Annotated in this window: 28 protein-coding genes; 4 read left to right on the forward strand and 24 right to left on the reverse strand. The window is 48.5% G+C overall.

The genetic code is table 11. The features are described from left to right. The first annotated feature begins 177 nt into the window (after positions 1–177). Both ACI3EZ_RS00760 and ACI3EZ_RS00765 read left to right on the forward strand, forming a co-directional pair. Entirely contained in the window at positions 178–696 is a 519-nt protein-coding gene (locus tag ACI3EZ_RS00760; RefSeq protein WP_405023702.1) for a phosphatidylglycerophosphatase A, read from the forward strand. A 102-nt stretch (positions 697–798) separates the two neighbouring features. Then, complete coding sequence (locus ACI3EZ_RS00765; protein ID WP_405025211.1) at positions 799–1,452, forward strand: hypothetical protein; 654 nt, start codon at positions 799–801, stop codon at positions 1,450–1,452. A gap of 67 nt (positions 1,453–1,519) precedes the next feature. Here ACI3EZ_RS00765 and ACI3EZ_RS00770 read toward each other — a convergent pair whose 3' ends face one another. Then, positions 1,520–2,746, reverse strand: a complete 1,227-nt coding sequence (locus ACI3EZ_RS00770; protein WP_405025212.1) for an MFS transporter — start codon at positions 2,744–2,746, stop codon at positions 1,520–1,522. A 210-nt stretch (positions 2,747–2,956) separates the two neighbouring features. On the opposite strand from ACI3EZ_RS00770, the gene ACI3EZ_RS00775 reads away from it, so the two are divergent. After that, positions 2,957–3,466 carry a TetR/AcrR family transcriptional regulator gene (locus ACI3EZ_RS00775; RefSeq protein WP_405025213.1) on the forward strand — a complete coding sequence of 170 codons (510 nt, stop codon included), beginning with the start codon at positions 2,957–2,959 and terminating at the stop codon, positions 3,464–3,466. A 40-nt stretch (positions 3,467–3,506) separates the two neighbouring features. Here the strand turns inward: ACI3EZ_RS00775 and ACI3EZ_RS00780 are convergent, their stop codons facing one another. From ACI3EZ_RS00780 to ACI3EZ_RS00890, 23 genes are all read right to left on the reverse strand, one after another. Then, positions 3,507–4,004, reverse strand: a complete 498-nt coding sequence (locus tag ACI3EZ_RS00780; protein WP_405025214.1) for a hypothetical protein — start codon at positions 4,002–4,004, stop codon at positions 3,507–3,509. 41 nt (positions 4,005–4,045) lie between these two features. Further along, the gene (locus tag ACI3EZ_RS00785; RefSeq protein WP_405025215.1) at positions 4,046–4,297 is read right to left on the reverse strand and encodes a hypothetical protein; all 252 of its coding nucleotides are present in this window, start codon (positions 4,295–4,297) and stop codon (positions 4,046–4,048) included. Positions 4,298–4,516: 219 nt separating this feature from the next. Further along, complete coding sequence (locus ACI3EZ_RS00790; protein WP_405025216.1) at positions 4,517–4,927, reverse strand: DUF3021 family protein; 411 nt, start codon at positions 4,925–4,927, stop codon at positions 4,517–4,519. Beyond that, positions 4,924–5,370 (reverse strand): LytTR family DNA-binding domain-containing protein, encoded by a 447-nt coding sequence (locus ACI3EZ_RS00795; RefSeq protein WP_405025217.1) that lies wholly within the window; start codon positions 5,368–5,370, stop codon positions 4,924–4,926. Before ACI3EZ_RS00795 ends, ACI3EZ_RS00790 begins: the two co-directional genes overlap by 4 nt. Before the next feature lie 200 nt (positions 5,371–5,570). Further along, a complete protein-coding gene (locus ACI3EZ_RS00800; protein ID WP_405025218.1) occupies positions 5,571–6,023 on the reverse strand; it encodes a threonine/serine exporter family protein in 453 nt (150 codons plus the stop codon). Between the two features lie 12 nt (positions 6,024–6,035). After that, on the reverse strand, positions 6,036–6,788 hold the full coding sequence (locus tag ACI3EZ_RS00805; protein ID WP_405025219.1) for a threonine/serine exporter family protein: 753 nt from the start codon (positions 6,786–6,788) through the stop codon (positions 6,036–6,038). 88 nt (positions 6,789–6,876) lie between these two features. Then, positions 6,877–7,653, reverse strand: coding sequence for an ABC transporter permease (locus tag ACI3EZ_RS00810; protein WP_405025220.1), 777 nt, complete (start codon positions 7,651–7,653; stop codon positions 6,877–6,879). 2 nt (positions 7,654–7,655) lie between these two features. Further along, a complete protein-coding gene (locus ACI3EZ_RS00815) occupies positions 7,656–8,447 on the reverse strand; it encodes an ABC transporter permease (protein WP_405025221.1) in 792 nt (263 codons plus the stop codon). After that, the gene (locus tag ACI3EZ_RS00820) at positions 8,431–9,450 is read right to left on the reverse strand and encodes an ATP-binding cassette domain-containing protein (protein ID WP_405025222.1); all 1,020 of its coding nucleotides are present in this window, start codon (positions 9,448–9,450) and stop codon (positions 8,431–8,433) included. The genes ACI3EZ_RS00815 and ACI3EZ_RS00820 overlap by 17 nt, the downstream gene beginning before the upstream one ends. Positions 9,451–9,654: 204 nt before the next feature. Beyond that, on the reverse strand, positions 9,655–10,005 hold the full coding sequence (gene rplS, locus ACI3EZ_RS00825) for a 50S ribosomal protein L19 (RefSeq protein WP_405023715.1): 351 nt from the start codon (positions 10,003–10,005) through the stop codon (positions 9,655–9,657). Between the two features lie 95 nt (positions 10,006–10,100). Beyond that, positions 10,101–10,847 (reverse strand): tRNA (guanosine(37)-N1)-methyltransferase TrmD, encoded by a 747-nt coding sequence (trmD, locus tag ACI3EZ_RS00830; RefSeq protein ID WP_405025223.1) that lies wholly within the window; start codon positions 10,845–10,847, stop codon positions 10,101–10,103. Beyond that, positions 10,847–11,359: a ribosome maturation factor RimM gene (rimM, locus tag ACI3EZ_RS00835; protein WP_405025224.1), complete on the reverse strand. Its 513-nt coding sequence runs from the start codon at positions 11,357–11,359 to the stop codon at positions 10,847–10,849. The genes trmD and rimM overlap by 1 nt, the downstream gene beginning before the upstream one ends. Before the next feature lie 55 nt (positions 11,360–11,414). Beyond that, the gene (locus tag ACI3EZ_RS00840; protein ID WP_405025225.1) at positions 11,415–11,663 is read right to left on the reverse strand and encodes a KH domain-containing protein; all 249 of its coding nucleotides are present in this window, start codon (positions 11,661–11,663) and stop codon (positions 11,415–11,417) included. Positions 11,664–11,672: 9 nt separating this feature from the next. Next, a complete protein-coding gene (gene rpsP / locus ACI3EZ_RS00845) occupies positions 11,673–11,948 on the reverse strand; it encodes a 30S ribosomal protein S16 (RefSeq protein WP_405023719.1) in 276 nt (91 codons plus the stop codon). A gap of 89 nt (positions 11,949–12,037) precedes the next feature. Further along, complete coding sequence (ffh, locus tag ACI3EZ_RS00850) at positions 12,038–13,504, reverse strand: signal recognition particle protein (protein WP_405025455.1); 1,467 nt, start codon at positions 13,502–13,504, stop codon at positions 12,038–12,040. A 9-nt stretch (positions 13,505–13,513) separates the two neighbouring features. After that, entirely contained in the window at positions 13,514–13,855 is a 342-nt protein-coding gene (locus ACI3EZ_RS00855; protein WP_405023720.1) for a putative DNA-binding protein, read from the reverse strand. Continuing rightward, positions 13,856–15,250 (reverse strand): signal recognition particle-docking protein FtsY, encoded by a 1,395-nt coding sequence (gene ftsY, locus ACI3EZ_RS00860; protein ID WP_405025226.1) that lies wholly within the window; start codon positions 15,248–15,250, stop codon positions 13,856–13,858. Between the two features lie 49 nt (positions 15,251–15,299). Next, the gene (smc, locus tag ACI3EZ_RS00865; RefSeq protein WP_405025227.1) at positions 15,300–18,821 is read right to left on the reverse strand and encodes a chromosome segregation protein SMC; all 3,522 of its coding nucleotides are present in this window, start codon (positions 18,819–18,821) and stop codon (positions 15,300–15,302) included. Next, entirely contained in the window at positions 18,821–19,531 is a 711-nt protein-coding gene (gene rnc / locus ACI3EZ_RS00870) for a ribonuclease III (protein ID WP_405023723.1), read from the reverse strand. Before rnc ends, smc begins: the two co-directional genes overlap by 1 nt. A gap of 13 nt (positions 19,532–19,544) precedes the next feature. Beyond that, the gene (gene plsX / locus ACI3EZ_RS00875) at positions 19,545–20,582 is read right to left on the reverse strand and encodes a phosphate acyltransferase PlsX (protein WP_405025228.1); all 1,038 of its coding nucleotides are present in this window, start codon (positions 20,580–20,582) and stop codon (positions 19,545–19,547) included. A gap of 60 nt (positions 20,583–20,642) precedes the next feature. Further along, positions 20,643–22,685 (reverse strand): ATP-dependent DNA helicase RecG, encoded by a 2,043-nt coding sequence (gene recG, locus ACI3EZ_RS00880; RefSeq protein WP_405025229.1) that lies wholly within the window; start codon positions 22,683–22,685, stop codon positions 20,643–20,645. A 67-nt stretch (positions 22,686–22,752) separates the two neighbouring features. Then, positions 22,753–24,438 carry a DAK2 domain-containing protein gene (locus ACI3EZ_RS00885; RefSeq protein ID WP_405025230.1) on the reverse strand — a complete coding sequence of 562 codons (1,686 nt, stop codon included), beginning with the start codon at positions 24,436–24,438 and terminating at the stop codon, positions 22,753–22,755. A gap of 12 nt (positions 24,439–24,450) precedes the next feature. Further along, positions 24,451–24,828 (reverse strand): Asp23/Gls24 family envelope stress response protein, encoded by a 378-nt coding sequence (locus ACI3EZ_RS00890; protein ID WP_405023727.1) that lies wholly within the window; start codon positions 24,826–24,828, stop codon positions 24,451–24,453. A gap of 217 nt (positions 24,829–25,045) precedes the next feature. Here ACI3EZ_RS00890 and rpmB point away from each other — a divergent pair, with 217 nt between their 5' ends. Then, complete coding sequence (gene rpmB, locus ACI3EZ_RS00895; protein WP_283581763.1) at positions 25,046–25,231, forward strand: 50S ribosomal protein L28; 186 nt, start codon at positions 25,046–25,048, stop codon at positions 25,229–25,231. Positions 25,232–25,305 lie beyond the last annotated feature (74 nt).

A 25,305-nucleotide genomic window follows, 5' to 3' on the forward strand; every position in this document is an offset into this window, starting at 1 on the left:
TAACCCCTCCTATCAACAAGTAACCGCTTTCTTTACGCTTTCATTATACTAAACGTTACTAAAAAATCAAGGCAACATTGCATAATGTTTACTAAACGGAATCCCGCTATGAAACAATTGCTTTCCTCCCAAGAACTAAGTAGAATAGAAGACTACGATGAAAGTGAGGTAATTAAAATGACAACTAAAATCTACCCTGACCGGGAAATTTGGGAATACGTTGACCAAGAATTTGCGAAACGCGACATTTCGCTCGCCATGATTGCCCAGCACGCTTACGATCACCAGGTTCAATTTAACCCAGATATTACCATCGACGAAGCACAGTTGGCCGTAGGCAAGGTTTTAAAGAAGCGGGAAGTCCTTAACGCCCTGCTGGTGGCCCTTTCCCTGGATAACTTAGCAAACGAACACAAGCTACCCGAACCACTACAAACCATCATCGCAGAAGATAACAACTACTTTGGCGTGGATGAAATGCTAGCAATTAACGGGATTGCCCAGCTGTACGGGTCAATTGCCGTATCGAACTTCGGCTACCTGGACGTGCATAAATCAAGCACTGCCCGGCGTCTCGATCAGAATCAAAAAAACGGTGGCCGGATTGCCACAATGCTCGATGACTGTATTTCAGCCATCCAGGCGTGCGCGGAGGGCTACCTTGCCCATAACATGGCCCAGGATGACCTTGATTAAGGATCTATTAATGAGGGATTCCTTTCAATTTGAAGAAATTTATGGTAAAGTATCTTAAGTCTTATTTAAGATAATTTTTATTTACTGGGAGGAATCATTCGAATGGATAAGGAAGAACAAAAGCAGACGGAACAAACGGCAACGCCTGAAGGCACGGCTAATAAGAAGCCGAAGAAGTGGCTCGTTCCGACAATCATCGGTGCTGTGATCGTGATTGTGTTGGCTTTGTGTGGTGGTGGCTACTACTACCACTTCACCCACACGATGAAGGACTACATGCCAAACAGTTACGTTACCTTCAAGCAAACAGATTCAAAGATGACAATGCACATGCTTGGTCAAAAGGAAACTAACAGCGCTTCCTTCATGAACGGAAAAGTGGGGTTTGTTCTTGCGAAGAACGGAAAATTCTACGACCTGAAGAAGGCAAAGGTTCCTTCAAAGGAGTCGGTTGCCAGCTATGTCAAGGGAAAGGACGCCCTTGGAACTTACGAATTTAAGGGAAATGACAAGCTTATTCTCCACTTTAGTCTTAACAAGCTAGAGGAAACGAACCCGGACTTAAAGGACCTTGAAGGCGATGGTGTGAAATACAAGGGGAAGACCGTTGATTTCACGTTCTCTGACATGAAGGGAAGCCTTCAAAAGGGACTCAAGGGCAAGTCAAACATGACAATTAAGATGTCTATTGACAAGTTAAACGCTACGGGCAACATTCACGGAAACGTTACAAATATGAAGGTTACCCGCCGGTAATTGTCTCAATTCTATTAAATAAAAAAGATGGGATGTGGTCACAGAACCACATCCCTATTTTTATCCTCTACTTCGTAGCAGGTGTTTCCTTGTGCCAAAGCGGCCGCGTACTCCGCCGCACCCATCCCAGGTTAACCAGGATTAACAACGCCGTGGAAACGAAGACACCCGCATAACCAAAGGTCCCCGAAATCGTTGCTCCAATCATTGGCCCGAAGATGTTTCCCATAAACTGGGCGGCCTGGTTGAAACTAAAAATTCGGCCGGAAAAATGCGCCGGCGAGTACTTTGTGAGTAGGGTTTGGACCTGCGGAAGGAGCGCTGCGTCGGAAATTCCAACGAGAAACCGTAAAATTCCAAATTCCCACACGTTATGCACAAAAGCCTGGGGCAAGAAGACGCAAAAAGCAAAAATTAATCCCCCGAAGAGAACCTTATGCGTTCCAATTCGATCCCCTACCTCACCCAATATAGGAGCCGTAAAAATCGTAGCGATTCCCGGGAGTGCCGCCACAATACCACTTGCCAAGTTAACGCTTCCATGCCCGTGAAGAAGTCGCTGCACGTACAGGCTAATAACCGGTGAAATGGAGTTATTTCCCGCCTGAATGATTAACGTGGTAACAAACATTCCAATGATCAGGTGCGGGTACTTTAACTGGCCGAAAAGTTGACGGGTGTTCACCATTTTTTCGCGGGAAACCGGCTGAAAGTTGCTTTCATGAACACCGAAAATCGTTCGGATAAAGACGAGGGCGTATGCCATCCCCGTAATAAAGAACGTGGCCCGGTACCCAAACAAATCTGCCAGAGCCCCACCAAAGAGGGGCCCCACTAGCATTCCGGCAGTCGTCCCCGTCGCAAGGGTACTCATCGTTTTCCCACTTTGTTCTCGCGGGACCATCGAAGCAAGAAGCGCAGAGGTATTTGCCACGTAACCAGCAAAAAAACCCTGAAGTAACCGGAGCAACACTAATTCCTCAACGTTGCCTACAGTTCCCATTAACGTCATCGTCGTGCCCATACCCGCAGCGGAGATCAGCATAACCGCCTTCCGGCCCCGCTGATCAGCAATTTTTCCCCAGATTGGCGCCATCCATGACGATACAAGAAACGTGGCCGCAAAGACTAAGCCGCTCCACATGTTTAGTTGGAAACGGGTGAAATTTCCTAACTGACGAATGTAAAGGGCCATAAAGGGCATAATTAACTGGAAACCCATACCGATTATAAAATTATTCAACCACAAAACGTGGAGATTATGTTGCCATTCTGGCAACTGATGGTGTTTCATTGAATTACTCACTCCTTACTTACAATTAATTAGTATAACTTCAATATAGTAGTGATTTTACCGGCAACTGTCAAGCAGCTCAGTCTTGATTAGTACTTTAATGGTTTCTTTTCCGAAAATACTTGTGATCATTAACATCTTGTTACATAATGATACAGATGTATCAAAATATCCCATTCAATACACTAAAAAGAAAGCTGGAGATTTATTATGGCAAGCCGAATTACCCGAACTACCCGCCAGTGGCTCATTGACGCCCTGTTTCAGTTAATGAAGCACCAGGATTACGCAACAATTACCGTCGAGCAAATTTATACGACCGCGGAGCTTTCCCGCAAGACGTTTTACCGGAAGTTTAAGTCAAAGGATGACGTTCTCAACCAGGCGATTGCTGACTGGCAGAAGGACTTTGAAGCGGCCATACAAGCAGCATCCCCAACGGACTGGGAAGCATTTAGCGGCGCCTTTTTCCTCTACTGGAATGATTACCGGGACCAGTTAACGGTGTTAATCCAGCACCACTTACAAGGAATGTTTCTGGCAAACATGACGGCATGCGCACCCACCCTTCCTTGGCTGTGTTCCCAATCCGCTTCTCGGCAGGCCTTTCTTCTTACGGGGTTAGCGGGCGTGCTGGTCGCATGGTGTACGTCAGAAAACCCAACGAAGGGTTTAAATATCGCCGCCCTTCAAGCAGAAGTTGCCGCTTTGATGGCGTAAAAAAAGAGATTGAGACGACGGTTTCAACCTCTTTTCTTAGTTATTCAGCTACATCGTTGGGGGCGTTTATTTGTGCCTGCACCCGCTTTACGGCCGCTTGGAGGGCCTTATAGTCCCGAAGTCGCAGATAATATAAACCGTACTGGTTATCCTTCCGCGGAGCCGTGTTTAAAATCAACTCTTTGGGTTGCTTAGTTTCCACGGACAGAAAGGAAATTCCCATCATGTTAGTGAGCGATAACCGGTTTAATTCATCAAAACGGAGCCGAATCTGGCCGTTTTTGCGGAACGGAATAAAGGTGTTGATAACGATTTCACGGGCTGTCTCGTCAATCATCACGAGGGGGCGCTTTAGGCACAGGATAATTCCCATAAACGGGAAAAATACCACCGCTAGTCCAAAGAAAACAACCCCGATGATGGCGATCAGGGAAGACACATCCATGACAACCGCCGAAACAGCCGTCATCCCAATTGCCAAAATTTCCATTACAACCCATAAAAGCCACGAATCGTTAGCCGTAGTGCGTTGTTGCATCAAATCATCCTCTCTATCTAATTAACTATTTTATTCTATCATCAATTAGAAGGGTTATCACTATCGGCATTAAGGACGTACTTAGTTGCGCGGCCCCGCCATTCGGCTCCCGTATATCCTAATAACCGTTTATGAAGCGTTAAAATATTAGTTGGATTAATTTCAATGAATTCAGCATTCTCGTAAATTAACGAAAGAACATCCCGGTACCTGGCAATTTCCGCCTCACTTTGGTTAGCAGGTTGGATTTTATCCGCCATAATTGCTCGCAACCGATTAAACGTCGCCTTCATGTGGGGATGGTAATTCGCTACATATCCCCGCAACTCGCAAAGGTGATTTAGTTAGGCGTTCATTTCTGGGGTAATTACCAAATTGTTCAATTTGAGATAGTCAAATTCTCTCATCAGGTGCTTCTTTCAGTATCATTTCTTCTTAAATGATAAAGAATACAAAAATGGATTACTCCTCACCAAAGTAACCCATTAATTTTATTGTCACTAATAGTGTTATTACCGCCGCTCCTGCAATTTCTTGTTTACCAAAGCAACAACGTGGTGGTTAACCAGCAACGCAATGCCCCACGCAATAACATACATCGCCACAAAGCTGACCGTGTACCCAGCGCAGGCCACTAACGTTCCCGGAAAGGCGTGCAACCAAGCCAAGTTGATTAATAAAATTCCGCCCCAAAATACCACGAAATGCAAAAAAACGGCTAAGACTTGCGGGAGGTATTCCTGCACAACAACAAAGTATGAAAGTAACCCGCCAAGGGCCCCAAAAACAAAAAGACTTCCGAGTTCTGCCCGGCTAATCACAACCGTTGTTTGAAAAACAAGCGCTCCTAAAACCTGACAACATACCGCAATCATGGCTCCCAGAACCATAATCCGGAAAAACATTAATCCCTTCCGTTTCATTTTCCTAACACCCTTTCCTTAACCTGCTGCCAATAGCGCCGTGATACGGGAACCCAATCTCCTTGTTTCAAGATAGCCACGTAGTTCCCCGTCAAAACGTTTTTAAAGTGATCCACCGCATCAAGGTTCACGATGGCACTCCGTGAAACCCGAATAAATTGCGGCTGGACTAGTTGTGCAGCGAGCACCTTTAATCGCTGCCGGACCGTATACGTTTTGGTAGTTGTATGAACGGTTACGTAGTCACCCGCAACGTCTACAAAGGTAATGTTCGCTAGCTGAATCGTGATGGGAACAGCGTCAACCGTTAGCGTCAGTGGTGTGGCGGCCACAACCCGAGAAACGGCCCGCATTGTTTGGGCAACTTGTTCATCCAAAGTTGCGGCCTGCACCGCTACCCGAGGCTCTCGCAGTGCTGGCACTTGTTGAAAAACAACCTTCATTTTCCTAATTCCTTTCTGTAATGGTTTACTTAATAGTACCCTACTTCACCTCCCTGTCACCGGTAGTATCGCATGGTTTCCAAAGTTTGGTGGATATTAAGCGATAAACGGCACCGCTTTCCCGGTAACTGGTTGCTATTAAAAAAACGCCTTCCCCTTAGAAGACGTCATTCCATTGTTCTATTTTTAAAACTAATCACTTATTTTCTCCACCAATGCGCTATCTTGGTATAGTACTGGGCAAAAATCTCCGCAATCATAAAGCCCACCGCAATGGCCCCCGCAATCATTAGCATGTGCACGAATAATACTTGTGCTTGTAACACGCGCCCTGCGATGAGCGCTCGCAATGCTTCTAAGGCAACCTCCCCCGGCACTAGGGGCATCAGCGCCGGAATGGTAAAGATGGTAACGGGCATCTGAAGCCGGTGGGCGAAAATCAACGCAACGATTCCGATAATGACGGTTGCAACAAGACTCGCCCCCACCGCACTGTAATTAGCATGACAATAATATACCAGGTACCCTAACCAGCCGGCCATTCCAGTAAAGCCCGTTGCAATAAACGCGTTTTTAGGAACGTTTAAACACACCCCAAACCCCCAGCAACTAAGAAAACTGGCAACTAACTGAAGCCAAAAACTACTATTCATCGCAACCACCCCTTAGAAAAACCGGAAAGCCAAGGCAATTCCGGTTCCCAATGCCGCCGCACAAAATAAGGCTTCAAGTCCATGGGCAACGCTTGTCAGCAGGTGTCCTGCCAATAGGTCCCGGAACGCGTTAGTAATCGCAACCCCCGGAACTAGGGCCATTACCGCCCCAATCACAACGTTACCGGCACTTGGAACCAGATGTAAGGCAAGTGCTTCTTGGGCAATTAACCCAATCACGAACGTTGCCAGAAGTTGGCTAAAAAAACTAATCCGTAATAACCGTTCAACCGTTGAATTAACAACGTAACCGGTACACCCCGCAACTGCCGCGCACAGCATCGTACTTGCATGATATCCCGGAATACAGATGGGAATCATCATGGCGCTAATTACCGCCACTGCAAGGAGTTGAAAAAACAGCGAATACCGGCGAATGTCATGATCAACTTCTTCTAGGCGCGAATGAAGCTCTTCAAGGGTAAGCTGGTGGGCGGCAAACTGGCGGGATAGCCGGTTTACCTCGTGCACTTTTCGGAGATTAGTCACCCGGTTAAAAATTGCCCGTTGCTGCATGGCCCGGTTATGCTGGTTGCTCACAAAAATCCCGGTCGGCAGGGTAAAAACAATCTCATCATTCACCCCAGCACTCCGCGCGATATGCTGCACGGTATCCTCAACGCGATACGTTTCCGAGCCACTAGAAATCATAATTTTCCCGGCAAGCAGACACGTATCCTGTAAGAGTTTTGCGGTTGTTGTCATTATTTTCCATCCTTTACACTTGAACTTCCTTCGATAATCATCCGCCACCTTCTGCCAAATGAAGGCAATTATTTCCTGTAAAAAACAACTAAGAACCGGTTGACGAGTATCTGGTCAGTGCAAAATGCCAAAAAAGAAGAACCCCTCCCAAACAGCCAAGCCCAACTAATGGACTGAGTCCCACCAGCCAGTTAGTCGTAAAACCAAACAGATAGCGAAATGGTTGGTAATTAATACACCCAAACGGCAGGATAAATGTTAGCAGAAACCGCACCCCACCTGGCAATGAATTTGTGGGGTAGTGTAAGACATCAGACCCGCTCCCCATCAAGAGGGCCGCAATGCTAATGGGATTAGTTGTAAAAATTGTTAGCGTTCCAAAAAACAGGTAAATTGATAAAAAAAGCGCAATTCCCCCAACGATGATCCCCACTAAAATAAAAGGCGTAAGCCCGTTCCACCGGGGATGTGCGGCTCCCAGCGCAATCCCAAAAATTAAAACAGCTTGTACTAAACGCCCAACCCGCGAAAACTCAAAGGCGTTCCCCATTACCTGCAACAAAATTGGCATTGGCCGTAAAAAGTAAACGTCGAGTTTCCCGGAACGTACGATTTTACCCAGGTCGTTAATCCCCTTTCCCCCCATCTCAGCAATGGTGTAACAAATATTAACCGTGGCGTAAATGAGAACCGCTTGCCAAACACGGTATCCCCGGACGTTTCCTAACGAATGAAATAGGATTAAAAAACTCAGGATAAACGTAAACTGGGCGATGAATTCACCAATCAGCAGTAGAATAACGGACCGGTTATACTCCATTTGTGCACAAATTGTCCGTCCAAGTAAACAAAGGTATTTTTGCATTCCTATCCCCCCTGAATAACAATGCGGTGAAGGCGGTGATCCAACCACCACCGCCCACCGGCAATTAGAACGACCAACCACACAAGCTGGGCGCCAACGCCCCCGTAAAGTTGGTGCCAGCTAAGCCCACCGGTAAGGTACTGAAACGGAAACGCCGCTCCGTACCAGAATGGAAACAGCCGAAACACTGCCTGCATCCCGGTGGGGAAAAAGCTAAACGGAATCACCGTTCCCCCCATAAATTCCATGATGGATCCAAATACTAGCAACGAGCCGGTAATCGAATATGTATAAAAAACAGAAATATACACTAGAAGTGAAAGGACCACATTTAAGCATAAGGCTAGGACGATGAGAAACAGAAAAACAACCCACTGAATCAACGTAGCGTGCACGTGAAATCCCCAGTGCCCTGGGAGCAAAACGGCAATCATGATAACAGGAAAGCTCGCCAGGTATAGTTGGCTAACCCGACGACTAAGTAACCGGGTAAACCAAGAAAAGTAGATATCAAGGGGTTTAATATATTCATACGCCACGTTTCCATTCTTGATCATCGTATTCAGGTCGTAATCCACCACCCACGCCGAAACAACCGGGTAAAAAAGATTAATAAGCCATAAGTAATTGCTAGTAGCCGTTAAATTAGAATGCTGCGCTGCACTAAACGCACAGATAATCGCAATTGACAAAAGACCGCGCAAAAAATACAATGGCATACTCATTGTTGCCGAATGGCGGTACTGCCATCCCCGCTTAAATTCAGCGACGGCAACGCTAAGATAGCGGCGCATGAACAACTCCTCCTTTCACCATAGCTTGCTGATAAAAACGGGCAATTACTTCTTCGGTTGAAAGCGCAGCAACTTGGTAAGCGGTAACGTCAGGATGACTGGCAACTACGGGAATAAGGGTTTCAAGGGTTTGTTGATCCGCCACTTCAAGGGTTACCAGTCCGGGAAACTCTTGAATTACCTTACATTGCTGCCATTCCTGATGAATGGTGGCTAAAATAGAAGCATTTTTTTTCGTTTTTAGGGTAACCTTATGAACGTCTGCAAACCGGCGAATAATCGTTTCAGGTTGGCCATCGTACAGCTTGATTCCCTTCCCCACAACGATAATTCGGTCAGCCAACTCACGAATGTCGCCCATATCATGCGTTGTTAACACCACCGTCAGTCCCGTTTCCACGTTCAACCGGCGGATAAATTGATGCATGGCAATCTTTGAAACCGCATCAAGGCCGAGGGTGGGTTCGTCTAAAAAGAGAATTTGCGGGTTATGGAGTAAGGCAACCACCAGCTCACAGCGCATCCGCTGCCCCAGGCTCATTTGGCGAACCGGAATAGATAACAAATCACTAATTCCGATTGTCTTGGTGAGACGGGTTAACCGCCGCTGAAACTGGGCGGCAGGAATTTCGTAGATGGTTTTCATCATGGTAAAGGAATCGATTACAGGTAAATCCCACAGAAGGTTAGAGCGATTCCCAAAGACAACCCCAATTTGGCGAACAAATTGTTCCCGGTTAATCAGGGGATTAACCCCCAGCACACGACAACTACCCTTATCAGGTTGTAAAATCCCCGTCATTAGTTTAATTGTGGTTGATTTTCCCGCCCCATTTGGCCCAATATAACCCATAATTTGACCAGTTGGCACCGTAAAACTCATGTCGTGAAGTGCTTCATGGTGCTCATATTGAGGGCGGATAAGGTTTTGCCAAAGACGACGGGAACGGCGTTTGCGCCGATACGTCTTAGTAACATGGGAAAGTTCAATCGCAGTTGTCATCGGTGCCTCCAGATTGCTAATACCGTAATAGTATGACTGCTTTCATGATACTTAATAATAGCATCGTATTCAACAAAATAGTTGGTATTAATACGAACAAATCATTATAAATTCTCGTCATAGTTTATAACTTACGAATTTTAACACTAAAAAAACCCTTGGCCACCGCTAGCCAAGAGCCTCTCTTTAATTTGATCGCTATTCTTACTTCCGGCGCCGTTCTGGAATCCGGGCAGCCTTTCCGTGAAGTTCACGCAGGTAGTACAGCTTAGCCCGCCGAACACGACCACGCCGAACAACCTCAATCTTGTCAACCCGGGGTGAGTGAACCGGGAACGTCCGTTCAACACCGACCCCGCTACTCATCTTCCGGACGGTGTACGTTTCACTGATACCTTCACCGTGCCGCTTGATAACAACCCCTTCAAAGACCTGGATCCGTTCACGCGAACCTTCAACGATCCGGGCGTAAACCCGCACCGTGTCTCCTGCACAAAAATCCGGGATGTCATCACGTAATTGTGATTCCGTAATCTTCTTGATTAATGGATTCATAATAAAATCTTCCTTTCACCGTCATTCTTGTCCCATTCACTGACAGCGGAATGCCGTTAATGTGTGGCCATAGCCACTAACCAATATACCACGTCTTATTTGTCCTGACAATTCGTTTCTTCCTTGATTTTCCGTAAAAGATGCCGTTCCTCCCGGGAAAGTGCATAATTTTCCAGTAAATCAGGCCGCCGTTCAAGGGTACGCCGTAGTGCTTCTTTTGTTCGCCACCGGGCAATTCGTTGATGGTCGCCACTAAGCAAAACGTCCGGGACCTTTAACCCGCGAAAATTGGCTGGCCGGGTGTATTGAGGATATTCCAGCAACCCCGTCGAAAAGGAATCGTCCATGGCGGACGAATCATTTCCCAAGACATCGGGAAGGAGGCGAACCGTGGCGTCAATTATTACCATCGCCCCCAGTTCTCCCCCGGTTAAAACGTAATCTCCCAGTGAAATTTCGTCCGTCACGCGAGTCCGAATCCGTTCGTCATATCCTTCATAGTGTCCGCAAATAAAGGTTAAATGTTGTTCATGAGCCAGTTCTTCGGCCACGTGTTGGTCAAAGCGCCGTCCTGCCGGATCTAGTAGAATTACTTTCCCGGAAATTGGCGCTTTTTGCTGGACCGCATCAAGTGCATCAAAAATTGGTTGGGCTTGTAATAGCATACCCGCGCCGCCACCATAGGAATAATCGTCAACGTGGTTTTGCCGGTCAGTCGTGTAATCCCGAAAATTAGTGACTTCAATATCAAGAATTCCCTTCTCAACCGCTTTACCGACAATTGATTCCGTTAAGGGGCCGGTAAACATTTCTGGAAACAAACTTAAAATATCGATCCGCATTATTCAAGCCCCTCCAGTAAATCAATAATTACCCGGTGATGCTCAAGGTCGACTTGTTTAATAACGTCCTTAATAGCGGGTAAAAGAAGATCGTTTTGTCCTTCCCGAGCAACAACCCACACATCGTTCGCACCGGGAGTCATAATTTCAGTAATCTTTCCCAAGATACGGCCATCCTGCGTTTCAACCTGAAGTCCCACGATATCGCGGTAATAATAGTTATCCTCTGCAAGGTCATCCTGTTGTTCAGCGGTTACCTTAAGGTTCCCCCCCTTCAGCTGTTCCGCGAGGTTCATATCAGTAATTTCCGCAAACGTCAGTAAGTCGAACTGTTTGTGTTTGCGGTGGCCCGTAACCGTTAATTTACGGGGTACCTGTCCCGGAACAAAAACGGTGAGGGTTGCTCCCGGGACAAACCGTTCTTCTGGAAAATCAGTCGTTGCTAATACCCGGACCTCTCCCCCGGTTCCGTGAGTATTTACAATTTGTCCAACCTGGTAATAAGCTTCCATTTATGGTTTCCTCCGTACGATAAAAGGTTCCCACCAGATGGTCAGGAACCTTTTATTAATCATCAACAATATTCAACCGGATCCGCTTTGAACCGGATAAGCGAATACTATAAATAATCGTTCGAATTGCCTGTGCAACCCGCCCGTGTTTTCCAATCACCCGCCCAATGTCAGCGGGTGCAACCGCTAAGTTCAGGTTAAGAAAATCGGGTTGATCATCAAGGGTAACACTTACATCATCCGGTTGGGTAACCAGTGGCTTAACAAGCGTTACCACCAACGTCTTCACGTCTTCGACCGTCATTGCTCTACCTTACTTCTTTGAAAACTTAGCTTCATGGAACTTCTTCATGATCCCCTGCCGGGAAAGGATGTTCTTAACCGTTGCAGACGGCTGAGCACCGTTATTTAACCAGCTCATAATCTGGTCTTCCTTCAGGGTAACCGTTTCTGGGTCGGTTAACGGGTTGTATGTCCCGACTGATTCAATGAACCGCCCATCACGTGGTGACCGGGAATCAGCAACGACAATCCGGTAGAACGGCCGCTTCTTGGACCCCATCCGCTTTAAACGAATCTTAACTGACATTCTGTCCACCTCCTACCTAATTACTCAACGGGTAATAATATACCAAGAATTTGGATGCCTGTAAAGGATAAATTCTTGACAGCTCTTATTTATTTCCGTTTTTTCTTTTTTTTCTTGTTTTTCCGGTTCGTCTTTCGGTTTGCCTTCTTAATTTTCTTAAGTTTATTCTTCTTCGTTTTACGGACCATTCGGTTCATTGACATCTTGGCTAATTTTCCAGTCATACCGCTACCGAAGAGGTTTTCCATTCCCGCAAAATTTCCGTTTGAGACCTTGTTCATCATCTCGCGCATCTGCTTGAACTGTTTAATCATCCGGTTGACTTCCTGAATTGGCCGGCCTGCTCCCCGGGCTAGCCGCCGGCGCCGACTTGGATTTAATAGATCTGGATTCTGCCGCTCAGCCGGGGTCATTGAATAAACAATCGCCTTTTCATGCTCAATATCCTTCGGGTTAAACTGCATGTTCTTAAGAGCTGGATTATTCGCCATACCCGGAATCATCTTAATGAGATCATCCATCGACCCCATTTTTTGTACCTGTCCAACCTGATCAAGAAAATCATTAAAGTCAAAAGTGTTAGCCCGCATTTTTTCTTCGAGCTGTGCTGCCTGGTTCTCATCATACTCCCGCTGAGCTTTTTCGATTAATGTCAGCATGTCACCCATGCCAAGAATTCGGGAAGCCATCCGGTCCGGGTAGAAGACGTCCAGGTCAGTCATCTTTTCTCCCTGCCCAACAAACTTAATTGGTTTGCCGGTTACCGCCCGGATTGATAGGGCCGCACCGCCCCGAGTATCACCATCAAGTTTGGTAAGGACGACCCCGGTAAGATCAAGCTGGTCGTTAAAGCCCTGGGCAACCTCCACCGCATTTTGCCCGGTCATCGCATCGACCGTCAGTAATACTTCATTCGGATGCACTAACCCAGCAATCTGCTGCAGTTCGTGCATCAGTTTTTCATCAATTTGCAACCGACCAGCCGTATCGATAAAGACGTAATCGTTTTTATTTTCCCTAGCAACAGCCATCCCTTGCCGAACGATCTCAACCGGATCAACGTTAGTCCCTAGTGAAAAGACCGGCACGTCAATTTGTTTACCAATGACCTGCAACTGGTCAATGGCCGCTGGTCGGTAAACATCGGCCGCAATCATCAACGGCCGCGCATGCTGTTCGTTTTTTAACTTCAGGGCTAATTTCCCGACCGTGGTTGTTTTTCCGGCCCCCTGAAGCCCGACCATCATGATAACTGTTGGGATCTTTGGGGCTTTGTTCAGCGGAACGGCCTCTTGACCCATCACCTTCACCAGTTCCTCATTTACAATCTTGATGATTTGTTGGTCAGGACGCAAACTATCGAGGACTTCAGTGCCAACCGCGCGCTCCCGCACGCTCTTAATAAAGTCCTTGACAACCTTAAAGTTGACGTCGGCTTCTAATAAGGCCATCCGAACTTCTCGCATAACTTCCTTGACGTCGCTTTCGGTAATCTTCCCCTTCCGGAGTTTTTTAAATGCGTTTTGAATTCGTTCCGTTAATCCTTCAAATGCCATGTGGTTCACCTACGCTTCTTCTATTCGTTCTAATTGGGCAATCAACTGATTAAGCTGGTTATCATCCGGATAATGCGCCGTAACGTACTGCCGGAGCCGATCAGTTTGGCTACTTTGATTAGTAAAATGCTGGTACAGATGCAACCGTTCCTCGTAGTTTTCAAGAAGTTGCTCTGTGCGCCGAATGTTATCATACACCGCCTGGCGCGAAACGGAATAATTTGCGGCAATTTCTCCTAATGAGTAATCGTCACGGTAGTATAGATCGATGTATTCCGCCTGCTTGGCAGTTAATAACGGTTCGTAAAAATCAAGCAGGGCATTAATCCGGTTTGTTTTCTCGATTGCCATCTAATCATCCTCAACAATTTTGGCGGTAACAAGTCCCTTAAACAACCCGTAAACAAATTCCTCAGGGGTAAAGTCCCGCAGATCATCCATTTGCTCACCCAAGCCCACTAACTTAACGGGCAGATGTAGTTCATTCCGGATTGCCAACACAATCCCTCCGCGGGCTGTCCCATCCAGTTTCGTAAGGATAATTCCCGTTAAAGGCGTAACCTCCCGGAACTGTTTAGCCTGAGCAAGGGCGTTTTGTCCGGTCGTTGCATCTAAGGCCAGCAAAGTTTCGTGGGGCGCATCCGGCACCTCACGTTTGATAATGCGCCCAATCTTTTCTAGTTCCTTCATCAGGTTAACCTTATTTTGCAGACGGCCAGCCGTATCAATTAGCAAAATATCGTAGTTCTCTTCTTTAGCCCTTTTTACGGCGTCAAACACCACTGCCGCCGGGTCGCTACCCGCAGGCTTTTGCACAACGGGCACCCCTACCCGGTCACCCCACGCAACCAACTGCTCAATGGCCCCGGCCCGGAAAGTATCCCCAGCCGCAAGTAATACCTTTTTCCCCTGCTTCTTAAAGCGATGGGCTAATTTTCCGATGGTCGTCGTCTTACCAACACCGTTTACCCCCACAAAAAGGTAGATTGTCGGCCCTACTGCCGCAAAGTGAAGGGTGTTATCCTCATCCTTTCCCTCTGCGTCGTAGATCTCGACCATGCGTTCAATAACGGCGTTAGAAACATCTTCCTTACTTTTTGCGTTCCGAAACTTTACTTCATCCCGCAGAGCATCACTGATTTTCAGGGCCATTTCATAACCCACGTCGGCCTCGATTAAGGTTTCTTCAAGGTCATCAAAGAAATCTTCGTCCACCCGGTGAAAATTAGCAAGGAGTTGTTTTAACTTCGCTCCGAACCCGTGCCGGGTCTTGGCTAATCCCCGGTCATAGTGTCCTTCTTCAACGGTTTCCGTTGCGGGCGTAGATGAAGAACCTTGTTCGGTTACCGTCGGCTTTCCGGGCAACTCTTCCACGTTATCCGCAACTTCCTTTTTTTCTGACGTAGGTGATTCGTCCGAAGACCGCTGACAGGACTTCTTGGAAACCAGCCCAGCAGCAGAAAAGGATTGGTCTTCTTCTCCCTGTCCCTGGTTTTGGGAAGCAGTAGTGGTTTTCTCATTTTTACCTGGTTCTAAAAGAGGCGCGGCCTGCTTTTGGGATACCCGTGCCACTTTTTCTGGTGTTTCATTCGCCGCTGGCCCTTCCGGTGAAGACTGGGTTTCTACGGGCGTTCCCTGATCCGTTTCCGTGAGGGAAACACGTTGCTTTTCGCGCTCCTGTTCTTGATTGCTAGTTTCCTTCGACGTTCCCCGAAATGCCCGTTTCAGGCGGTCAAATAATCCCATGAAAATCCTCCCCGTTCGTGCGTTTTTCTGAGTAACATTCTACCAAACTTTACTCCCGATTTAAATTCACTGCGTCATCAACAGCAATGGAAACCATCTTTGAAACACCGGCCTCCTGCATCGTTACCCCGTACAGGACGCTCGCATTCATCATGGTTCCTTTTCGGTGAGTAATCACGATAAATTGTGTGTCAGTATCAAACCGCCGTAAAAACTGCGCGTACCGGGCAACATTAGCGTCATCCAGGGCAGCCTCCGCTTCGTCCAAAATAACAAACGGAACCGGCCGCACCCGTAACGTTGCAAATAGTAAAGCAATGGCCGTTAGGGCTCGCTCTCCCCCCGAAAGAAGGCGCATGTTTTGCTGCTTCTTTCCTGGTGGCTGAGCGGTAATCTCAATTCCCGTTTCTAACAAATTATCCGGCGCCGTTAATTTTAGGTCGGCTTGTCCCCCACCAAAAACCTGAGGAAAAATCTGTTGGAACGCTGTCCGGAGTTGTTCAAACGCTCCCTTAAACTTAGTAACCACTTCGCCATCCATTTCATTAATGGTAGCTGTCAATTGATCACAGGCTGCCTGTAAGTCAGCCTGCTGGTGGGCAAGGAACTGATACCGTTGATCAACCCGGTCGAACTCTTCAATAGCGCCCAGGTTTACCGTTCCCAATTCATCAATTCCTCGTTTAAGGAGTGGCAATTGCCGGTTAATGACCGCTAAATCGGTCTCGTGTTTTGCTGCTGCAGCCGCCTCATACGTCACCCCATACTTAGTACGTAAGGTCTCGAGGTGGTGGTCCATGAGCTCCTCACACGCTGCAAGGGCTGTTTGACGCCGCTGAAACTCATCGCGTGCATCCGCGGCCAATTCCTGAGCCCGGGTGAGCTGGCGTTCAATCGCAGTTACCTGAACGTGGAGCTGTTGGCGCGCTTCCTTAGCGGCGGTCACCTGAGCAGTAGCGGCCACTAGCCGCTCATGCATGGCGGTCACCTTTTGCTCAAGGGATGCCGCAGTATCAAGTGAAATAGGTTGTTTAGCCCCAGCAAGTTCCTTTTGCTGTTCACGAATCCGTGTGGTTACCGCCATTAACCGTTGCTTTGCGTCCGCGAGCCGGTCTTGCTGGGCGGTTAACGCCGCCTGCTTTGCCGTTACCGTGGTCGTTGCGGCCGTGTACTCAGCAGCTTGTTTTTGCCGAGCAACCGCCTTAGCCCGTTGCTTGGCGGTCAGTTCATCAACCTGCTGTTCTGCCTGGTGTAAAGCCGTTGTGGTGGTCGCTAATTCTTTTTCTAATTCCTTAATCCGGCGGGCAGTGGCCGCTGCCGTCTGCTGGGACTTAGTTTCAGCGGCAACGGTTTGCTGCCACCGGGCTACCGTCCCTTCAGCGGTGGTCATAGCCTGGTTTTTAGACGCTAAGGTTGCCCGCAGGTGTTCAATATCCTGGGTTAACCGGGCACCCTGTTGCCGTTGTTTTTCCACTTGGATATGCGTTTCTTCAATTGTTTGATTGAGTGCTTGAAGGCGCGTTTGCATCGTTTTTACCTGGACGACTAACTCGTCTTGGCGCTGCTTTTGCGCCAGAATTCCCGGGCGCTTGTGCTGCATCGCTCCCCCGGTCATCGCCCCGCCCGCACTAATCAAATCACCGGCGAGCGTCACGACCCGGACCCGGCGGTTTAAGGTGTTACTAATTCGGGTAGCCGCCGCTAAATCAGAAGCTACCACCGTTGCTCCTAAAAGGTGAGAAACTACCCGAACATTCTCCTGCGCACTGGTAACCAAATCGGCAGCCACTCCCTGAAACCCATCAATTTGAGCAGCCCGCGCCTGCTGCTCAGGAGTTAGTTGCCGGGACGTAACCGATTGGCGGGGTAAAAACGTTGCCCGGCCAGACCGGTGCAGCCGAAGATACTTAATGGCCTGTTGGGCCACAGTCTGATTGGTAACAACGATGTTTTGTAACTGACCACCAAGCACCGTTTCGATGGCCATGGCATATTGAGCTGGGACGGTTAACACATCAGCAACAGTGCCAATTACCCCGTCAAGGTGGGCCTTCATCACTACTTGTACTCCCTGGTAGTAGCCGTTATAATTTGCGGCCATTCCCCTTAACGTTTCCATCCGGGTGGTCGCCTGCTGGTAAATTCGATCAGCTTGTTGGCCCTGCCGCCGAAGCTGCCGTTCCTTATCCGCAGCCGCCTGAAGCCTGGTGGTGAGTTCCTGCTGGCGGGTTGTCATTTCCTCAAGCCGCTGCGTTGTTTGCTGAACATCCTGCTGCATTACTGCCAATCGTTTTTGAGCCTCTTCGAGGTGGTGGGTGGCAGTAACTTCTTGGGCGTTGGGCTCGTTTTCCTGGCTTTGACGGGTTTGTAAATCCGTAATACGGGCATTGGCAACGGACCTTGCCGTTGTTAACTTAGCTACTTGGGCCTGAGCTCTTTTAAGAGCAGCGGCTAACTGGTCATCGGCACATTCTGCTGGCGCAAGCGTCGCCACTCGTTTAGTGGCCGTTTCATATTCCTGGCGAAGTTGCGTGACAACCCGTTGTAGTTGCTTAACTTGAATGGTTTGCTGCGCTTGTTCCGCCTCCAGCCGGACTAATTCCTTCTTTCCAGCTGCAACCCGTTCCTGCTGGAAAGTCGCATCCTGTTGCTGAACCCGCTGTTCACTTACAAGATGCTCGTGCTGCTGGGTTAGGTGCACAACATTCTCTTGAAGCTGATCAAGCACCCGTTCCTTTTCCTGTAATGTTGCCCGTACTTCCGCGACAGCCCGTTGCCGTTCACGCCGGTCATTTCCGGTTTTAGCTGCTAATTCACTGGCCTGTTCAACGTCCGCTGCTAATTGAACCCGCCGACGTTTATTTTCCTCAAGTTCAACAACCAGCTTACTTTGATATAAGTAATCGTACTGCTCCTTCTGGTGTTGGTAGTCACGGGCAATACTAGCCTGCTCCTTAAGGGGCTCCCGTTGCGCTTTTAGTTCGGTAATAATGTCAACTACCCGATCCAGGTGTTCTTGGGTGCCCACCAACTCCTGCTGCGCCCGCTTCTTTTCTTGCTTATACTTCAAAACACCGGCTAATTCTTCGACGATTACCCGGCGTTCTTCTGGCTTACTATTAAAAATTTTTTCAACACGTCCCTGTGAAATAATCGAAAATGATTCCTTTCCCAGGCCTGTATCCAAAAAAAGGTCCACGATATCCCGTAACCGCACCTGACGGCCGTTTAACCAGAACTCACTGGTGCCGTCCCGGTATAGCCGCCGGATAACCTCAACGGTTTCGGGTTGGTGCGGTAACAGGTGGTCGCTATTATCAAAGGTTAAAACGACTTCAGCCCTATTTAGTGGCGAACGGGTACTCGTTCCGGCAAAAATGACGTCGGCCATTTTCCCGCCCCGTAAACTCTTAGCAGACTGTTCACCTAGCCCCCACCGAATTGCTTCGGTGATATTACTCTTCCCGCTCCCGTTGGGGCCCACAATTCCGGTTACTCCGGGTTGAAAATCAATTACTGTTTTATCCGCAAACGACTTAAAGCCGGTTAGCGTCAGTGATTTCAATTTCATTAACGTTCTTCACTCCGTCCGTTGACCATTTCGCGCAACGCTTGCGCCGCTGCTGCTTGCTCGGCGGCTTTCTTTGAATGGCCCGTTCCTTCCCCAATTTGGCGGCCATCCGCCCATACGGTCATCGTGTACTGCCGGTCATTATCCGGTCCACTAGCTGCTTTTAGGCGATATTCAATGCAACAATCCCCGTTCTCTTGCAACCGTTCTTGCAATTCGGTCTTATGATCAAGTAAGTGATCAAACCACCCCATATCAAGCTTGGGAAAAACTACCCGACTAATAAACCGTACAACGGCATCCTTCCCCTGGTCGAGGTAGAGCGCTCCAATAAACGATTCGAAAATATCACAGAGAAGGGACGGCCGTTGCCGGGCATTCGCCTTCTCTTCCCCCTTCCCGAGCCGAATATATTCATCAAAGTGACACTCCTTGGCAAACTTACTAAAACTATCCTCACACACCATGGCAGCCCGCAACCGGGATAACTTCCCCTCCGGCATTGTCGGATACCGTTTAAACAGGTATTCCGAGACACACAATTGCATAACGGCATCCCCCAAGAACTCAATCCGTTCGTAGTATTTGAGGTGCTCTTTGGGATGCTCATTCACGTACGATGCCTGGGTAAAAGCTTCATCCAATAAAGCAGGATTATGAAAATGGATGCCAAAAGTGGTGGCCAAGTGATGTTCGAGTCCAATAATCACGGTCGCATTCCCCCTATTCGGCGTGGCTAGCCGTTTCTTCCTTCTGGGCAGCCCGTTGAGCGGCAAAGAACTGGTTAAACCGCGGTAACATTTCACCGTTAATCATGTCCCGAATCTGCTTGATTGTCGCATAAACCGCCCGGGCATCACTTGAACCGTGAGCCTTAACAACCGGTGCCTTAACTCCGAGGAGAACGGCGCCACCATACTGGGACTGGTCCATCATGACCTTTACCTTATTTAAACTCTTTCCCATCAGCATAGCTCCTAACTTTCCGGCAATTCCCCCGTCAAGAACTGCGTCCTTTAAGAGGTGCATGCAAGCCGAGGCGGTGCCTTCCATTGATTTAAGTACGGCGTTACCGGTAAAACCATCCGCAACAACGACGTCACACACTCCACTTACAATTGCCCGGGACTCAACGTTTCCGACAAAGTTAATGCTTGCATCAGCAGCAATTAACTGGTGGGCCGCAACCGTTAACTTACTTCCCTTATGTGGTTCTTCTCCATTATTCAACAGACCGATTCGCGGATTCTTAATTCCCCGAACAGTTTTGGCGTAATACTTCCCGAGAAGGGCATACTGGTACAGCTGTTCTGGCTTACTGTCAGCATTAGCCCCGCTGTCCAGTAAGTTAAAGGATCCCCCCTTCAACGAAATTACCGGCAATGTTGACAGTAATCCCGGTCGTACAATCCCCCGAATTCGCCCAACAATCAGGAGACCAGATGCTAAGAGCGCCCCCGTATTTCCACACGAGAACAGGGCATCCGCTTCACCCTCCTTCACGGCATTGGCGGCCATCACCATTGAAGACGTCTTCTTTTTCCGGACCGCCTTAACCGGCTCATCGTTCATGGTAATGACTTCATCCGCCTGCTTTAGCGTAATTCGTTCGTCGTTCTTTAAAACAGCGCGCACCTTAGCCTCATCACCAAACAAAATAAACTCAACGTCGTTAAATTCATTCCGGGCCCGTTCAACCCCCGCAACAACACTTGCTGGTGCGTTGTCACCGCCCATCGCATCAACTGCTAATTTAATCATACTTTCTCTTCCCTTCACGATACTTAATTTACTTCTTTTCTATTTTACCCTAAATTAACACTAATCGAAATTACCTACCCGTAAAACACGGTCTCTCAGGTAACTACGTAACGTTGCATACGCCGGATTAGTTGTAAAGTCCGCCGCAAACACCACCGCATGAGCTGCCTGCTGCGCAACTTCAAGGATAGTTAGGTCCTGAACCGGATCCCCTACCTTAAATGCGGGCAGTCCCGATTGACGCTCGCCCATTACTTCACCGGGCCCACGTAATTCCAAATCCCGCTGGGCAATCACAAAACCATCGGCTGTCTGAATCATCGTCTCAAGTCGCTTTTTCCCGTAATCCGTTTTAGGATCCGCCACTAACAAACAGTACGACTGGACGGCTCCCCGACCGACCCGCCCCCGGAGTTGATGAAGTTGCGCTAGTCCAAAATGATCGGCATCAAGAATCATCATGGTCGTGGCGTTAGGGACGTCCACCCCAACTTCAATGACCGTTGTGGAGACCAAAACGTCAATTTCATGGTTCTTAAATGCCCGCATTACTGCGTTCTTTTCGTCCGCACTCATTTGTCCGTGGAGTAATCCTACGCGGTAGCTAGCAAATCGTGTCGTCAGTCGTTCATAGACGGCCGTGGCGTTTTGCAACTCAACCGCATCGCTTTCCTCAATGAGCGGAGAAATAACATAGGCCTGCTCCCCAGCTTGGAGGCGGGTTTCGATGAACCCTAAGCCGTCATTTAACTGGGCTTTCCGCAACCAGGTGGTCTTAATCGGTTTCCGGCCCGCCGGTAGTTCGTCAATAATGGAAACATCCATTTCACCGTACGCCGTGATTGCTAAAGTTCGAGGAATCGGTGTCGCGGTCATCGCCAGTACGTCGGGGTTTCCCCCCTTTAACCGCAGCGTCCGGCGCTGGTTAACCCCAAACCGGTGTTGCTCGTCGGTTACAATTAGCCCGAGATTATGAAACCCAACTGGCTCCTGAATCAACGCATGCGTTCCCACAATGATATCAACGTCTCCGTTGGCCAAGTGTGCCAGTAATTCCCGCCGTTGGGCTGCCCGGGACACTGAACTTCCTGTAAGCAATCCCACAGTAATTCCCAAGGGTTCAAACAACTTAGCAAGCTTAGCAGCGTGCTGTTCGGCCAGAATTTCAGTAGGTGCCATCAGCGCCGCTTGAAAACCTGCACTAACCGCAGCCGCCATGGCTATCGCAGCAACAACCGTTTTCCCTGATCCAACGTCCCCCTGCAGTAACCGGTTCATGTGAACGGGCCGGAGCATGTCCGCACAAATTTCGTTTACCACCCGCTTTTGGGCGGCCGTTAATTCAAAGGGCAACCGGCGAATAAAGTCCCGCAGGGTAGTGACGTCATACTTAATTGCTAACCCCGCTTCATGCTGGTTCCGGCGCCGCACGTACTGAAGTTCCACTTGAAACCGAAAAAATTCTTCAAAAATCGCCGACCGGCGCGCCCGTTTCGCCGCCTGCATGGTGGCCGGAAAGTGCATATCATGAATCATCTGTTCCCGTGGCTCTAAGCGGTACTTTTGACGGAGACCTACTGGAACCACATCATGGATAGCGGAATGAAACCGGTCGTACGCTTGCCGGACGAGCTGCTCAATGGCATTGGCTTTGATCTCATTGGAAGCCCGATAGACCCCCTGAAAACCGCGATCCTTAATCTTCTGCAGATTAATCAGTTTCATCCCGGTTAGCCGTTGGCGGGCCGCATTATATTTCCCGTAAACCCCAATTTCTGCCCCAAGCGTTAGTTGCTTTTTGAGGTATGGCTGGTTAAAAAACGTCACCATGATAACTGCTGAATCAAGAATCAGCCGGAAATTTAATCGGCTTTTTCGGCAACCAAACCGGGTTAAAACCGGCTCGGAACCGACAACTCCCTTGAGAGTTACCTTCTCTTCATCCGCAATTTCATCAATCTTTTTCGTGGTGAAATCATCGTACCGGAACGGGTAATCAACCAGTAAATCCTCAATTGTGTTAATCCCCAGTTTATTGAGGGCCTGTTGCTTCTTGGGCCCGACTCCCGTTAGCACGGTCACGGGCTGGGCAAGTTCGTCCATACCATTCACCTCCACTAAACCACAAAAAGGGTGACCGGCCACACGGACCAATCACCCGGAGGGATTTTTACTCAACTGAAATCAGGTACGGGTAAACCGGCTGATCACCCGCATGGATTTCAACCTCGAGTTCATCATCCAGGGTTAAAACGGCCGCTTTAATCGCCTGTGCTTCCGTTTCACTGCCGTCTTCCCCGTAAATAATCGTTACAATTTCGCTGTCTTCATCTAACATGTGACCAACCATTTCCACAGCCGCTTTCTTCTGGTCGGTATTTGTCACGACGATGGTACCATCAACAATTCCCATATAATCGCCTTTGTGAATTGCTCGCCCGTCAATCGTTGTATCCCGGACAGCAACCGTTACCTGACCGGACTTAACGTCGTCAAGGTTAGCGGCCATGTTCTTTGCGTTCTCCGCAAGGGACAGATCCTTATTAAAATCAAGTAACGCCGTCATCCCCTGCGCAATGGTCTTAGTAGGAACAACGGCAACATCCGCGTCAACCACTTCGGCGGCCTGTTCTGCCGCCATGAAAATGTTCTTGTTGTTTGGTAAAATAATGACCTTATCAGCCTTTGTCGCCTTAATTACAGCGACAATGTCAGCCGTACTTGGGTTCATCGTTTGGCCCCCACTCAGAACATTGGTTACCCCTAATCCGGTAAACATCTTAGCAATCCCGTCACCGGAAGCAATCGCAATAATTCCGTAGTCCCCCGCAACCTCATTTTTCTGTGGAGCGGGCTGGTCTTCTACGCCGTTTTCTTCCAAGATAGTTTCATGCTGAAGGCGCATGTTATCAACCTTCACCTTAATCAAAGCCCCGAAATGCTGACCATAAGATAGTACTTTACCCGGATGTTCCGTGTGCACGTGAACCTTAACAACTTCGTCATCAGCAATTACCAGGAGGGAATCCCCCAGTTTATTCAGGTACCCCCGGAATTCATCATAATCAAATTGCTTATCAACAAGCTTCCCGGCCCCTAACCGCACCATAATTTCAGTACAGTAACCATACTTGATATCTTCCGGATTAAGCTGGGTCTGAGCGGCCTCCTGGTGCTTAGCGCTCACCATGCCTTCCATTTCGCCCGGGGTCGGTTGGTGCGTTTCATCAACCGCAACGTTTCCGGTTAAGGCATCCGCAAACGCTTGGTAAACAAACGTCAACGCCTGCCCTCCAGAATCAACCACGCCAACCTCCTTTAAGACAGGAAGCAAATCGGGAGTCGTTGCCAACGCTTTAGCCGCACCCGCCGCCGCCGCCTGCATAACCTGAGCCGCATCGTTTGTTTGCCTAACGGTATGACGAGCAGCCTCCGCCGCCTTCCGGGCCACCGTTAAAATGGTCCCTTCAGTAGGCTTCATCACCGCTTTATACGCCGTTTCAGCCCCATTTGTAATGGCGTCAGCTAAGTCCTGCGCTGTTAACGTCTTTTTCTTGCCCACTGACCGGTTAAATCCCCGAAAAATTTGAGACAAGATTACCCCAGAATTACCCCGAGCACCCATTAACAATCCCTTAGCCAGGGCCGTCGTCAGCTCGCCAACACTCGTTGCCGCCGATTCTGCGACGTACTTTGCACCGCTCGCAAGTGACATACTGGTATTTGTCCCCGTATCGCCATCCGGAACGGGGAAGACGTTCAACTTATTAATAAAATCAGCATTTTCATTGAGCCGCCGGGTACTAACCGCGACCATTTTACGAAATTCAGTTTCAGTTATTTCGGAAACCTTCAAGACCATATCCTCCTACCTACGCTCAGCTTCAACGTCGATCACGCGAACGCCTTGCACAATTACATTCACCGCATCAGCAGTGATTCCGAGCATGGATTCCAGGTTATACTTGACCTTATTCTGGACGTTCCGGCAAACCTCAGAAATCTTCGTACCGTATCCCACAATAATGTAGACGTCCACGGCAATCTGCTCGCCATCCTGCCGGACAACGACACCCTTGGCAAAGTTATCCCGCTTCAGGATCTCGTTTAGGTTATCCCGAATCTGGTTTTTGCTGGCCATCCCAACAATACCAAAAACCTCAGTGGCCGCACCGCCAACAACAGATGCAATTACGTTGTTATCAATATCAATGCTCCCAAACTGGTTTTGAATTTTAACTGCCATGAGCACCCAGCCTCCCTTAATGGTCAAATAATCATAGTACGATAATAGCACAGCCCCCGACAGATTAAAAGTTACGCTTCATCCCGATTACTAAAAATAAATCCTGCCAAGCAAATTTACTTTACACTTTTCCTTGCAATCGTTAGGATCCTATGATAACTTTATTAACTGAATGAGCAAGTATTACTTGCAATCTAGTGCTAAGGGAGGATTAACGATGGCAAAGGATTACATCACTGGCCGGAAGACCACCTTCGGAAAGAAGCGTTCCCACGCTTTAAACTCATCAAACCGGAGCTGGAAGCCGAACCTGCAGAAGGTACGCATCATGGTTGATGGTAAGCCGAAGAAGGTTTACGTTTCAGCCCGGGCGCTTAAGTCAGGTAAGGTTAAGCGCGTATAGTTAGTGAAAGGCTCCTCTCCCTTAGGAGTCTTTTTTATTACCAAAAAGCATGTATTCCCTCTTAGTCGTTGGAA

It is taken from the genome of Ligilactobacillus sp. LYQ60 (assembly GCF_045033015.1).
Taxonomy (GTDB): Bacteria; Bacillota; Bacilli; order Lactobacillales; family Lactobacillaceae; genus Ligilactobacillus.

Bases quoted from the DNA above. Each gene is read 5' to 3' on its own strand.
- ACI3EZ_RS00795 (WP_405025217.1), bottom strand. From the start codon at position 5,370: ATGAAGGTTGTTTTTCAACAAGTGCCAGCACTGCGAGAGCCTCGGGTA.
- ACI3EZ_RS00780 (WP_405025214.1), bottom strand. From the start codon at position 4,004: ATGCAACAACGCACTACGGCTAACGATTCGTGGCTTTTATGGGTTGTA.
- smc (WP_405025227.1), bottom strand. From the start codon at position 18,821: ATGAAATTGAAATCACTGACGCTAACCGGCTTTAAGTCGTTTGCGGAT.
- trmD (WP_405025223.1), bottom strand. From the start codon at position 10,847: ATGCGGATCGATATTTTAAGTTTGTTTCCAGAAATGTTTACCGGCCCC.
- ACI3EZ_RS00810 (WP_405025220.1), bottom strand. From the start codon at position 7,653: ATGCAAAAATACCTTTGTTTACTTGGACGGACAATTTGTGCACAAATG.
- ACI3EZ_RS00790 (WP_405025216.1), bottom strand. From the start codon at position 4,927: ATGAAACGGAAGGGATTAATGTTTTTCCGGATTATGGTTCTGGGAGCC.
- rpmB (WP_283581763.1), top strand. From the start codon at position 25,046: ATGGCAAAGGATTACATCACTGGCCGGAAGACCACCTTCGGAAAGAAG.
- ACI3EZ_RS00890 (WP_405023727.1), bottom strand. From the start codon at position 24,828: ATGGCAGTTAAAATTCAAAACCAGTTTGGGAGCATTGATATTGATAAC.
- rpsP (WP_405023719.1), bottom strand. From the start codon at position 11,948: ATGTCAGTTAAGATTCGTTTAAAGCGGATGGGGTCCAAGAAGCGGCCG.
- rplS (WP_405023715.1), bottom strand. From the start codon at position 10,005: ATGAATCCATTAATCAAGAAGATTACGGAATCACAATTACGTGATGAC.
- ACI3EZ_RS00805 (WP_405025219.1), bottom strand. From the start codon at position 6,788: ATGACAACAACCGCAAAACTCTTACAGGATACGTGTCTGCTTGCCGGG.
- ACI3EZ_RS00760 (WP_405023702.1), top strand. From the start codon at position 178: ATGACAACTAAAATCTACCCTGACCGGGAAATTTGGGAATACGTTGAC.
- ffh (WP_405025455.1), bottom strand. From the start codon at position 13,504: ATGGCATTTGAAGGATTAACGGAACGAATTCAAAACGCATTTAAAAAA.
- ACI3EZ_RS00765 (WP_405025211.1), top strand. From the start codon at position 799: ATGGATAAGGAAGAACAAAAGCAGACGGAACAAACGGCAACGCCTGAA.
- rimM (WP_405025224.1), bottom strand. From the start codon at position 11,359: ATGGAAGCTTATTACCAGGTTGGACAAATTGTAAATACTCACGGAACC.
- ACI3EZ_RS00815 (WP_405025221.1), bottom strand. From the start codon at position 8,447: ATGCGCCGCTATCTTAGCGTTGCCGTCGCTGAATTTAAGCGGGGATGG.
- ACI3EZ_RS00840 (WP_405025225.1), bottom strand. From the start codon at position 11,663: ATGACGGTCGAAGACGTGAAGACGTTGGTGGTAACGCTTGTTAAGCCA.
- recG (WP_405025229.1), bottom strand. From the start codon at position 22,685: ATGGACGAACTTGCCCAGCCCGTGACCGTGCTAACGGGAGTCGGGCCC.
- ACI3EZ_RS00785 (WP_405025215.1), bottom strand. From the start codon at position 4,297: ATGAAGGCGACGTTTAATCGGTTGCGAGCAATTATGGCGGATAAAATC.
- ACI3EZ_RS00820 (WP_405025222.1), bottom strand. From the start codon at position 9,450: ATGACAACTGCGATTGAACTTTCCCATGTTACTAAGACGTATCGGCGC.
- plsX (WP_405025228.1), bottom strand. From the start codon at position 20,582: ATGATTAAATTAGCAGTTGATGCGATGGGCGGTGACAACGCACCAGCA.
- ACI3EZ_RS00770 (WP_405025212.1), bottom strand. From the start codon at position 2,746: ATGAAACACCATCAGTTGCCAGAATGGCAACATAATCTCCACGTTTTG.
- ACI3EZ_RS00800 (WP_405025218.1), bottom strand. From the start codon at position 6,023: ATGAATAGTAGTTTTTGGCTTCAGTTAGTTGCCAGTTTTCTTAGTTGC.
- ftsY (WP_405025226.1), bottom strand. From the start codon at position 15,250: ATGGGATTATTTGACCGCCTGAAACGGGCATTTCGGGGAACGTCGAAG.
- ACI3EZ_RS00855 (WP_405023720.1), bottom strand. From the start codon at position 13,855: ATGGCAATCGAGAAAACAAACCGGATTAATGCCCTGCTTGATTTTTAC.
- ACI3EZ_RS00775 (WP_405025213.1), top strand. From the start codon at position 2,957: ATGGCAAGCCGAATTACCCGAACTACCCGCCAGTGGCTCATTGACGCC.